Source organism: Streptomyces sp. NPDC085946, assembly GCF_044540485.1.
GTDB lineage: Bacteria > Actinomycetota > Actinomycetes > Streptomycetales > Streptomycetaceae > Streptomyces.
The window spans coordinates 266,726-278,549 of sequence record NZ_JBITSF010000006.1; the positions used below are offsets into that span (position 1 = coordinate 266,726).

An 11,824-nucleotide genomic window follows, 5' to 3' on the forward strand; every position below is an offset into this window, starting at 1 on the left:
CCGGCCTGCGAGAACTCAGGCCGGGAGGCCCAGTTCCCTGGCGATCAGCATGCGCTGGACCTCGCTCGTGCCCTCGCCGATCTCCAGGATCTTGGAGTCCCGCCACATCCGCGCCACCGGGTACTCGTTCATGAACCCGTACCCACCATGGATCTGTGTCGCCTCACGCGCGTTGTCCACCGCCGCCGTCGAGGAGTACAGCTTCGCCACCGCCGCCTCCCTCTTGAACGGCTCCCCCCGCACCAGCCGCGACGCCGCGTCCCGCCAGCCCACCCGCGCCATGTGGGCCCGCATCTCCATGTCCGCGATCTTGAACTGGATCGCCTGGTAGTCACCGATCGGGCGCCCGAACGCGTGGCGCCCACCCGCGTACTTCACCGACTCGTCCACGCACCCCTGCGCCAGTCCCGTCGCCAGCGCCGCGATCGCCACCCGCCCCTCGTCGAGGATCCGCAGGAACTGCGCATAGCCACGGCCCTCCTCGCCCAGCAGGTTCCCGCCCGGCACCCGCACGTCCGAGAACGACAGCCCACGCGTGTCCGACGCGTTCCACCCCACCTTCGAGTACGGCGCCGCCACCGTGAGGCCCGGCGTCCCCGACGGCACGATGATCGACGAGATCAGCGGCCGGCCGTCCGGCTTGCGGCCCGTCACCGCCGTCACCGTCACCAGACCCGTGATGTCCGTACCCGAGTTGGTGATGAAGCACTTCGACCCGTTGATCACCCACTCGTCCGTCGCCTCGTCCCGCACCGCCGTCGTCCGCGTCCCGCCCGCGTCCGAGCCGCACTCCGGCTCCGTCAGCCCGAACGCCCCCAGCATCTCCCCCGCGCACAACCGCGGCAGCCACTGCCGCTTCTGCTCCTCCGTCCCGAACCGGAACACCGGCATCGCGCCCAGCGAGACGCCCGCCTCCAGCGTGATCGCCACCGAGGAGTCCACCCGCGCCAGCTCCTCCAACGCGATCCCCAGGGCCAGGTAGTCCCCTCCCATCCCGCCGTACTCCTGTGGGAACGGCAGCCCGAACAGCCCCATCCGCCCCATCTCCCGCACGATCTCGTACGGGAACTCATGGCGCTCGTACAGGTCCCCGATCTTCGGGGCCACCACGTCCTGGGCGAACTCGGCGACGGTGCGGCGCAGTTCCTCGTGCTCGGGGGTGAGGCGATGGTCCATGGTGTCGTCGGTCCTTAGGTGAGAGGGTTCGTACACGGATCAGGCCTGCCACGTCCCGGTCGGTCGCGAGGCGGCTTCGCGCACCACGTCCGCAGGCTTGCAGGAGGAGAAGCGCACGAGACGGTCGGTGTGCGGGTTCTGCGGGCTGGGGCGGAATGCGGAACAGGCAGCCCAGGGCCACTCCGACGATCGCCGACTCGGCGAGCGGCGTGTCGAAGCAGCGCTGCGGGCCGCACTCCTCGGCGAGGCCCTCGGTCACCCGGAAGACGCCGCCCTGGCGAACCACGTCCTGGCCGAAGACGACGACCCGCTCGTCCTCGGCCATGGCCTCGCGCAGCGCCGTGTTGATCGCTTCCACCATGGTCGCCGCCACGGCTCACTCCTTCCGGGACAGTTCGGCGAGCAGTTGTCCGGCCTGCTCCAGCAGGTCCTTCGACGGCTCGTGCAGTACGTGTGCGAACAGCTCCGCGGGCGGCACGTCAGGGGCGTCGAACACGCCCTCCCTCAGCTCGGCGCACCTGCGGATGGCCCGGTCCCCGGCGCGGTCCTCGGTCTCCTCGTGCCACAGGCCCCGGTGGGTGAGGTGGCGCCGGTAGCGGGGCAGGGGGTCGAGCCGCTCCCAGCGGTCGACCTCCTCCTGTGTGCGGTACCGGGTCGGGTCGTCCGAGGTGGTGCAGCCGCCGGTGCCCGGTCCCGTCAGCGGTGCCCATGGACTGGGTGATGGCCGTCTTCATCAGGGGCCGGCTTGCGGGGACTTCACCGCGCTGAACGGCTCCCCGGTTGCCGGGGTTCGCCGAGAAGACCGGGTCCTCGAAGATCTGCTGGGCGACGGCGTGGCGGGTGGCCGCCCGGTCGGCCGCCGGCGGCCTCTCCGCTTCCGCTCCGGCGTCGGCGGCCAACGGGTCGGAGGCGAACAGCGGTTGAGACAGATCCATGATGTGCTCCTGTGGAGAGGGCGGAGACGGGTGCTCCCGCGGGCGGGCGCGTGTGTGCCCGCCCGCGGATCGGCCGTCAGCCGTCAGCCGTCATGGGGTCTGGTCAGCCCAGCGGGGGCCAGGTGAGGACCGCTTCGTTCTGACGGGTGAGCTTGGACAGCGGCGCGAACCGGAAGTAGAGATCGCGCGCCAGGGCGGGGAAGAAGCCCTCCAGCTGCTCGGTCTCGCTCAGCGCACGGGCCGCGGCGACCAGCCCCTGTGTCCGCGGCCTGCGCTCGTCCTCGTAGCCGCGCAGCGCCGCGACCGGGTCCGCTGTCGCGCGCAGGTGCTGGGCGAGGACGACGGCGTCCTCGATGGCCAGCGCCGCCCCCTGGCCCAGACTCACGAGCATCGGGTGGGCCGCGTCGCCGAGCAGGGTCGTGCGTCCGGTGCCCCACCGCTGGAGGAACGGGCGGTCCTGGGCGGTGATGCGGACGATCGATTCCTCGGGGGTGGCACGGATCGCCTCCCGCACCTCGTCGGCCCAGCCCGCGAAGAGGCCCTCGAGCCCTTCCTTGCCGCGCCGCAGGTGTCCGGAGGCGCCCGGGGGCACGTTCTTCGTCGCCCACCAGTAGGCGCGGCCGCGGCCGATGTCAGCGAGGCCGAAGCGCTGCCCACGCCCCCAGTAGTGCGCTGCGTAGCCCTTGCTCATCCGCGGGTGCGTGAAGGGCACCGTGGCCAGCCAGCACGCGTAGTTGCCGGGCCGCGGTTCGTCGGCGCCCGCCACCTGCCTGCGCACCGCCGAGTTGAAGCCGTCCGCTCCGATCAGGAAGTCGCCCGAGGCGGTCCTGCCGTCCTCGAAGGTGACCTCGACCCCGTCCTCACCGCTGCTGAACCCGGCTGCCGCGGCACCGAATTCGATGACGCTCTCGTCTCCGAGCGCGTCCAGCAGCGTCTGCTGGAGGTCGGCCCTGTGCACGGCGTAGTTCGAGGCCCCCAGCCGGTCCGAGACCTCACGGAACGGGAGGGCCCTGATCGGACGGCCGCGCCGGGTGAGGAACTTGAGCTCGTCGAAGACCTCACCGCGCTTGTCGAGCCCCGGGGCGATGTCGATGTCGAGGGTGCGCAGCGCCAGGACGGCGTTGCACATCAACGACACCGCCGTGGTGCCCGGGCGCAGCTCGGGAGCCCGCTCGAAGACCTGCACCTCGACCCCTGCGCGGCGCAGTGTCGCGGCGGCCGCGAGGCCGCCGATGCCCGCTCCGATGACGAGGGCCTTGCGCGGGGGGTGCTGCGTCATTTCCCACTCCTCTTCGGCGGCCGCCGGCCCGGTCGGCCGGTCATGATCACCTGTGTCACCTTCTCGGCCACGACGTTCACGTGCGGTTCCTCCAGGAGCACCAGGTGGTCACCGGGGACGTCGACCACCTGGAGCCGTCCCGTGGTCAGGTCGCCCCAGCCGTTGGTGGGGTCCGTGTGCAGGCTCTGCGCGGCCCCGTGCATCGGCTGAAGGATCTCCGGCAGTTCCGAGGTCGCACGGAGCAGCACCACGTCCTCGTCGCCCGGTTCGGGCCGGTAGGTGAGGATCGCCCGCCAGTGCGCCTTGAACATCTCGAACAGGCGGCGCACGGTGGTGCGTGAGCTGCCCGCGGGCAGGACGCCCGCCTGTGTGGCGTGTCCGACGATGAAGTCGAACTTCGCCTCCTCCTCCAGGCCGTCCGGCAGCGGGACCACCGGTGCGGTGCCGCCGCGCTCCATCCACAGCAGCTCCCAGAAGAACCACTCCAGCAGCGAGTGGTCGGCGACGTCGGGCCGCTCCCCCTGCTTGACGGCGATCGGGTCGATCAGCACGGTGCCGTGCAGGGCGTCCGGGTCACCGCGCCGCAGCTGTCGCGCCATCTCGAAGGCGATGAAGCCGCCGAAGGACCACCCTCCGATCACGTAGGGCCCTTCGGGGCGCACGCGCCGCACGGCTTCCAGGTAGCCCGCCGCCATCTCGGGGATCGAGCTGAGGGGCTCGGTGCCCGGCACGGTCCCCGACGCCTGGAGCGCGTAGACCGGCTGGTCCTGCGGCAGGTGACGGGCGAGGCGTACGTAGCACAGCACGTGGCCGCCCAGCGGGTGGACCAGGAACAGCGGCGGCTTGTCGCCCTCGGTGCGGATCGGCACGACCGGGTCGAACCGGGCCGCGGAGCCGCTGCCCCGCAGGTGCTGTGCCAGACCGGCGACGGTCGGGGCGGCGACGAACGCGGAGAGCGGGACGTTGACGCCGTAGCGCTTCTCGATCGTCATCACCAGCCGCATCGCGGTCAGTGAGGTGCCCCCGATGTCGAAGAAGTTGTCCCGCACGCCCACCGCGGGCAGTTCCAGCAGTTCCGCCAGGATGCCCACCAGTGCCTTCTCGTGCTCGTCGGCGGGCGGGGAGGCGTCCGACGACGGCGCGGCCAGCGGAATGCGGCGCAGCAGCGCGTCGTCCCGCTTGCCGCTGGGCGTCAGGGGCAGGCTCGCCAGCCACTCCAGGTGCGAGGGCATCATGTAGTCCGGCAGCACCGCGCGCAGTCGGCTGCGCAGCTCGTCCAGGTCCACGACGTCGGCGTCGCCGACGAGGAACGCCGCGAGGAACGCGTCGCCGCCCTCCCGGCGCCGCGCCACCACCGCCACCTCCCGGACCCCGGACGCCGACTGCTCCTCGGCGAGCTTGGCGATCGCGAGTTCCACCTCGGCCGGCTCGACCCGGAAGCCACGCACCTTCACCTGGGAGTCGGCGCGGCCCAGCCATGCGAGGTTGCCGTCGGGCATGACCCGGGCCAGGTCGCCCGTGCGGTACAGGCGGGCGCCCGGCTCACCGGACGGGTCCGGTACGAACCGCTGCTCGGTCAGGTCGGGGCGGTTGCGGTAGCCGTGGGCCAGGCACACCCCTCCGACGTAGATCTCGCCCTTCGCGCCCGGCGGCACCGGCCGCATCAGGCCGTCGAGCAGGTGCAGCTCGATGCCGTCCACCGGCACGCCGACGGGCGGCAGGTCGGGGAAGAGGGCCGGGTCGCCGGTCATCGTGTGATGGGTCAGCAGGTGGGTCTCGGTGGGCCCGTACTGGTTCTCCAGGACCGTGTCCGGCCGCGCCGCGCAGAACCGGCGGATCTCGTCGGTGATCCTCAGCTGCTCTCCGGAGGAGATGACCACCCGCAGGGCAGCAGGGCGGATGCCCAGCGCCTGGGACGTCTCTGCGAGCTGCTGGAGCGCGACGTAGGGCATGAAGACCCGCTCCACCTCCTCGCGGTCCAGGAGCCGCAGCAGGGCCGGCATGTCCTTCCGCTCGTCCTCGGTGAGCAGCTGCAGGGTGCCGCCGCCGCACAGCGTGGAGTAGATCTCCTGGAACGCCACGTCGAAGCTCAGGGGGGCGAACTGGAGGGTCTTGCCGCCCGCCGCACCGCTGGCGGAGGGCACCTGCCAGCGCATGTAGTTGGCGAGCACCCGGTGCGGGAGTTCGACGCCCTTGGGCTCGCCGCTGGACCCGGAGGTGAAGAGCAGGTAGGCGACGGTCTCGCCGGTGATCTCCGGCAGTTCCGCCGGGCCGCCCGGGTCCGGTTCGGTCTCGAGCAACCCGTCCACGTACAGCAGCCGGGAGAAGCCGTCGAAGAGCGGTGCGTGCGTCTCGTCGGTGACGATCCACAGCGGATCGGCCTGGGCGATCATCATCGCGAGCCGGCCCCGCGGGTAGCTGACGTCGAGCGGCACGCAGGTGGCTCCGGCCTTCCCCACGCCCAGGACGGTCGCCAGGGTCTCGGGCGAGCGGTCCATGGCGATGCCGATGGTGGAACCGGTGCGCACTCCGGCGCCGATGAGGCCGTGGGCTATCCGGTTCGCGGCCGCGTCGAGCCGGGCGTACGTCCAGCGGCGCGCACCGCAGCTGACGGCCACCGCGTCGGGCGTACGGGCGACGTGCTCGCCGATCAGCCGGATGACGTCCGCGGGCGCCTCCCCCGCGAGCTGCGCGGCGGATACGCGTCCGCCGCCCAGGAAGGCGAAGTCCACGTCCTCTTCGGGTCGCTCGGTGATCCGCCGGAGGATGGCGACGTACGTCTGTCCGATGCTCTCGATCTGGGAGCGGGAGAAGGTGCGTCCGTCGCAGTCCATGCGCAGCCACAGGCGCTCGTCCACCGGGTCGACCACGGCGTTGACCAGGAGCTTGAAGTTCGTCTCCTCCCAGGTCCTGAACTCGGTCAGCTCCATGCCGGTGCCCTCGAAGAGCGAGGTGAGCACGTGCGGGTGGACGTAGTTGAAGGCCATGTCGAAGATGACGTCCCCGCCGCGGTCCTCCTGGATGGCGCTGAGCGGGTAGCGCCGGTGGGGATGGCTCTCCCGCTCCTGTGCGTACACCTCGCGCGCCGAGTCCAGCCAGGAACGCGGCCGGGCGTCCAGGCGCAGCGGCAGCGTCTCCAGGAACAGCCCGGTGATCCGTTCGGCGTCGGCCTGCTCCGGCCGTCCGCCGGTGACCAGGCCGGTGGTGATGTCCTGCAGGCCGGAGAACAGCCGCAGCGTCAGGCAGTGCGCTGCGAGCAGCAGGGACTTGACCGGCAGGTCGTGGGTGCGCGCCAGGCGGCCCACCCGGTCGGCCAGGCCGTCCGGCAGCTCCACCTGGTGCACGATGAGACCCGTGTCGCCCGCGGCCTCGTACGGCCGCAGGCCGTCGATCTGGGCCAGTTCGGCGCCGTCGAGCAGCCGCTGCCAGTACTGCTTGCTCTCCTGGGAGGCGAGGGCCCGGCGCTCCTCGCGTACGTACAGGGCCGGCGAGGGCAGCTCCCGCGACGGGACGGCGGCGACGGGCTGTCCGGCGTGGTGGAGGAAGTCCTGGAGCAGTTCGCGCACCAGCGTGGCCACGCTCCAGCCGTCGAGGATCGCGTGGTGGAAGCTGAACACCAGCTCCAGGCGGTCGCGCAGGACGTGCATGCGGAACAGGTACAACGGCGGCCGGTCCAGGCGGTACTCGTGGTAGCGCCGTTCCTGGACGTGCCGGTCCACCTCGTCCTGCGCCTCCTGCTCGCCGCGGCCGCGCAGGTCCACGATCTGCAGTCCGCCGTCGGCCTGTCGGTGCACCAGCTGGAGCGGCTCGGAGTAGCTGCCGAGGTCGAAGGCGGAGCGCAGCACCGGATGGCGCCGTACCAGGCCGTCGAAGGCGCGGCGCAGCGCCTGCTCGTCCCACGGCGACCTCAGCGAGTAGCGGAAGACGTCGTGGTAGACGGCCGACCTCTCGTGCTCCCGGCTGTGGTAGAGCAGGCCCAGGTGCAGCCGGGTGGCCGGGTAGGCGTCCGCCAGGCCGGTCAGCCGTGCCCGGTCAACGCCCGAGACCAGGGCGAACGGTGCCGGCGGTGCGTCCTCTTCCTCCCGCGGCGCGGTCGTCGCGGCCGCCGCGAGCGCGGCGACGGTGGGGTTGCGGACCATGTCGGCCAGGGTGAAGTGGACCCCCGCACGCCGTGCCTCCGCCTGGATGCGGAGCATCTGGATGGAGTCCCCGCCCAGGGAGTAGTAGTCCTGGTGGACGCCGACCGCGTCGGTTCCCAGTACGGCCGCCCAGGCCGCCGCGAGCTTCGCCTCGGTCTCGTTGGACGGCGTCTGCGCGCCGGGGTCCGTCTCCACCCTGGGAGCGGGCAGCCGCCGCCGGTCGGCCTTGCCGTTCGCGGTCAGCGGTATCCGGTCGATCCGCACGAAGTACGCCGGGATCATGTACTCCGGCAGGGAGTCCAGCAGTCGGGCCCGCAGGCCGGCCGCCCCCACCTCCTCGTCCGCCACGTAGTAGCCCACCAGGTGCACGCCGCGGCCGGGCGCGGTCCGGTCCACCACGAGGGCGTCCCGCACGCCCGGGCAGGCCGCCAGGCGGTTGCCCACCTCGCCCAGCTCCACGCGGTTGCCCCGGATCTTGACCTGGTCGTCCAGCCGGCCCAGGTACTCCAGGGTGCCGTCCGCCAGCCACCGCGCCCTGTCGCCGGTCCGGTACATGCGCCCGCCCCGCGTGAACGGGTCCGGCACGAACGCCGCGGCGTCCAGCTCGGGCCGGTCCAGGTAGCCGCGCGCCACGCCCACGCCCGCGATGCACAGCTCACCGGCGACGCCGGCGGGCTGAAGGTCCCCGTGCGGCCCGACCACGTACAGCCGGATGTTGTCGATCGGCCGCCCGATCGGCACCCGGCGCGCCTCCCCGTCCGTTCCGCCGGGGCATTCGTAGTACGTGACGTCGACCGTGGCCTCGGTGGGACCGTAGAGGTTGACCAGCCGGGGAGCCGTGGCACCGGCGGCCGCGAACACCCGGTTGAAGCGGTTCACATGAGCGGGTGTCAGCGCCTCACCGCTGCAGAACACCCGGCGCAGGGATGCCGCGTCCGCCACCCGGGCCGGGTCCTCCTCGACCAGGTCGAGGAAGGGCCCGAGCATCGACGGCACGAAGTGGACCACGCTCACCCGGTGGGCTCGTACGGTGCGGAGGATGGCTTCGGGGTCGCGCTCCCCCCGGGGCGGCAACAGCGCCAGGCCGGCCCCGGTGAGCGCCCACCAGAACAGCTCCCACACCGACACGTCGAAGGTCGCCGGCGTTTTCTGCAGCAGGACGTCCCCCGCACCGACCGGGTAGCGGCGCTGCATCCACTCCAGCCGGTTCACCACGGAGCGGTGTTCGATCTGCACGCCCTTGGGCCGCCCGGTGGATCCGGAGGTGTAGATGACGTACGCGAGGTCCTGCGGTCCGCCCAGCGGGACGGGTGCGGCGGGCGCGGTGGACGCCGCGGCCTCCAGGCGCCGTACGGGCACGGCGTCGCCCACCAGGGCGGTGGGCACGGTGCCGCCCAGCAGCACCGCTGCCACCTTGCTGTCCGCCAGGACGAACCGGACTCGCTCCTCGGGGTGGCCCGGGTCGACGGGGACGTAGGCGGCGCCTGCCTTGAGGACGCCCAGGACCGCCGCGACGAGGTGCGGGCCGCGCTCGGCCACCACGGCGACCCGGTCGCCCGTCTGCACGCCGTCCTCACGCAGCTGGTGCGCGATGTGGTTGGCCCAGCCGTCGAGGCGGGCGAAGGTCAGCGACTGTGCGGGGTCGTCGGTGACGACGGCCACCCGGTCGGGCGTCCGTGCCGCCTGCCGCTCGAAGAGCGCGTGGACGGTGGCGTCCTCGGTGAACGCGTGCACCGGGCCGGTGCCCGTCGCGATCAGGGCGGCCCGCTCCTCCTCGCCGATCATGGGGATCTGCGACAGCGGCAGGTCCGCCCCCGCGAGCGCGCCCTTGAGGATCGCCTCGATGTGGGTGGCCACCGACTCCACGGGGAAGTCCGCGTCGAACACGTCCAGGGCGTAGTCCATGTCGACCAGGACGTCACTGGTGTCGTCCAGTTCGTTGACGACCACGGCCAGCACGTCGTCGTCGTGGGCACGCGCCTGCACGACGGTCTCGTACTCCACGCCCTGGACGGCCGGCGGACTGGGCCAGCGCAGATAGGCGATGGTGGTGTCGAACAGCCGCTTGGGGCCGCTCCCCTGGAGCGGTACGCAGCGCAGCAGGTCGCCCAGGGAGAAGCGCTCGTGGGGCTTGAGCTCCCGGGTCGACGCCTGCACCTCGGCCACGAGCTCGCTCATCGTACGGTCCCCGCCGGCTGCCACCCGCAGCGGCAGGGTGTTCGCGAAGTGGCCTACGGTCTGCTTCTGCACAGGGGTGGGCCGGTTCAGCAGCGGTACGCCCAGGACGACTTCGTCGCTGCCGTGCACCCGCGACAGGTAGACGGCGAAGGCGCCCGCGACGAACGCGAAGACCGAATGGCCGCGTGCCCGGATGCTCTCGATGACACCGCGTTCGATCGTGAAGCTGTGGCGGGCGCTGCTGCGGGAGCCGGCCGGGGCCGAGCGGCGGAAGAGGGCCGGGGAGACGCCCCGCAACTTCTCCTGGAAGTAGGCCCGGTCATCCGCGTAGTCGTCCGAGGCGCGGTAGCGGCGCTCGTCCTCCGTGAATTCCAGGTAGGACGGCACGGACGGCTCTTCGAACCGCCCGGTGCTTCGCATCCGGTCGTATTCGGCGCGGACTTGGGACATGAAGAGGTTCAGGCCCCAGGCGTCCGCGACGATGTGGTGCACCTTGACGTAGGAATGAAAGACTCCCTCGGCCTCCTTGAGGACCGCGAGCGTGAACAGCCGGCTGCGTTCCACCTCGAAAGGCACGTCGAACGCGTCCTTGATCCACGCCTCGCAGGAAGCACGCGGCGACGGGGCGTCGGAAAGGTCGATCGTCGGGATGTCGTAAGCCTCATCCTCGACCCACTGGCGCGGAGTCCCCTCCTCCGGGTCGATCCGGATCCGGAACGCATCGTTGCGGTCGACCGCACGGCGCAGGCACGCCTTGAGGAGGTCGACGTCCACGTCACCGGTGAACCGGTCGGTGATGAAGCAGTTGAACTGCGGGAGATCTGGAAAGAGAGAGTTCGCAGCCCAAATATCCTGCTGGTAGGCCGTGAGGGAGTAACGCTCCCGTCGATTCACGATCGCTCCATTTTCCTCGGCTCTTGCCTTCATTTCCTGAGTTGTTCGACTGTCTTCTCCGATGCCCTACGCCCGCCGTGGTCGATGCCATACGCCGGTATCAGCCGCCGTTCTCCGCGGCGATGGTGCTGCCGTGGTACCAGGGGTTTCCCGCAGCCTCGGATATGAGGTTGCGCGACTTCGTCTCCCGCGCCCTGCCCAGATCGAGAGTGAGGTACTGGACGAACTCCAGAGCGGTGAAGTACTGCCGGATGAAAGTCGGCTGGTCGAGTTCGATCTCGGTGACGGTGACCTTCGCGTTCTGCGGGATCGGCGCGGTCAGCAACGACACCAGATTCTTCCGCTTGGCCCGGGTGTACTCGTCCTCTTCCGGGTCGGAGAAGACGAGGATGCTGTGCCTGCGCTCAGGGTCGGTGAGCGTGGCCACCTCGCTGTGGCAGAACTCGTGGAAATAGTTGCGCGTCGCCGGCACCATGGCGATTTCGTTGAAGTGCATCTTGGCCAGCTTCAGCAGGCTCTCGTGCCACTTGGGCGAACCGAGCATGATGATGTTGGCGTTCTCGCTGCGCGCGGCGGCGTCCGCGGCCAGGGCACGCAACTCGGGGGTGAAGTCGGCCCGCAGGTCCTCGGCCAGGGAACGGACCTCGGGCCCGTAGTCCTCGTTCAGCAGACCGAGTTTCAGGAACATGTCAACCAGGATCGAGAAGTACTGGCCCACGTGGAACAGCGGGTACTCGCGGTCCGGCTTGCTCAGCGTCCAGCGCGCGATGGACACGCCGTGCTCCTCGCCCAGCTCGCCGAGCCGGCCGCCCGAGGTGAGCAGCAGCACCCGGTCATGCATGGGGCGCAGCGCGTGGAAGGCACGGACCGGCTCGTTGGAGTAGCCGCTGTACGAACTCAGGATGATGAGCGTGCGCTCGTCCTCGATCACCGCGCGCGGAACAAGGTACTCGAAGTCGTAGTCGTTGAAGACATACACTTCGAGGTCGCTGCGGATCGAGTTGAAGAACACCTTTATCACGTCCGACACGATGGCCGAGCAGCCCATTCCGCTGAAGACGATGCGCGTGAAGTGACCGTCCTTCAGCCTCTTCAGGAGGTCGGAAGAGATGCCGGATATGTCATACTCGTCGAACTTGGTGAACCCTGCGTGGTACTCCTGCTCCAGGAACTCCTGGTAGCGCTCAAGGCGTGATCGCATGAGTATTCCTCTCCTAGGAAGT

5 protein-coding genes and 1 pseudogene are annotated in these 11,824 nt (G+C 70.8%); all 6 read right to left on the reverse strand.

Annotation, left to right across the window (positions count from 1 at the left end; all coding sequences use genetic code 11):
- Positions 1-15: 15 nt before the first annotated feature.
- On the reverse strand, positions 16-1,176 hold the full coding sequence (locus ACIF8T_RS15290) for an acyl-CoA dehydrogenase family protein (protein WP_400035091.1): 1,161 nt from the start codon (positions 1,174-1,176) through the stop codon (positions 16-18).
- Complete coding sequence (locus tag ACIF8T_RS15295) at positions 1,070-1,537, reverse strand: hypothetical protein (protein ID WP_400035338.1); 468 nt, start codon at positions 1,535-1,537, stop codon at positions 1,070-1,072. Before ACIF8T_RS15295 ends, ACIF8T_RS15290 begins: the two co-directional genes overlap by 107 nt.
- 153 nt (positions 1,538-1,690) lie before the next feature.
- Positions 1,691-1,876, reverse strand: a pseudogene (locus ACIF8T_RS15300) (thiamine pyrophosphate-dependent enzyme); the annotation flags it as partial.
- A 338-nt stretch (positions 1,877-2,214) separates the two neighbouring features.
- Complete coding sequence (locus ACIF8T_RS15305) at positions 2,215-3,390, reverse strand: FAD-dependent monooxygenase (protein WP_400035093.1); 1,176 nt, start codon at positions 3,388-3,390, stop codon at positions 2,215-2,217.
- A complete protein-coding gene (locus ACIF8T_RS15310) occupies positions 3,387-10,601 on the reverse strand; it encodes an amino acid adenylation domain-containing protein (RefSeq protein ID WP_400035095.1) in 7,215 nt (2,404 codons plus the stop codon). The genes ACIF8T_RS15305 and ACIF8T_RS15310 overlap by 4 nt, the downstream gene beginning before the upstream one ends.
- A 100-nt stretch (positions 10,602-10,701) precedes the next feature.
- Positions 10,702-11,802 (reverse strand): SIS domain-containing protein, encoded by a 1,101-nt coding sequence (locus tag ACIF8T_RS15315; protein WP_400035097.1) that lies wholly within the window; start codon positions 11,800-11,802, stop codon positions 10,702-10,704.
- Between the last annotated feature and the right edge of the window lie 22 nt (positions 11,803-11,824).

Bases quoted from the DNA above. Each gene is read 5' to 3' on its own strand.
- ACIF8T_RS15315 (WP_400035097.1), bottom strand. From the start codon at position 11,802: ATGCGATCACGCCTTGAGCGCTACCAGGAGTTCCTGGAGCAGGAGTAC.
- ACIF8T_RS15305 (WP_400035093.1), bottom strand. From the start codon at position 3,390: ATGACGCAGCACCCCCCGCGCAAGGCCCTCGTCATCGGAGCGGGCATC.
- ACIF8T_RS15295 (WP_400035338.1), bottom strand. From the start codon at position 1,537: ATGGTGGAAGCGATCAACACGGCGCTGCGCGAGGCCATGGCCGAGGAC.
- ACIF8T_RS15290 (WP_400035091.1), bottom strand. From the start codon at position 1,176: ATGGACCATCGCCTCACCCCCGAGCACGAGGAACTGCGCCGCACCGTC.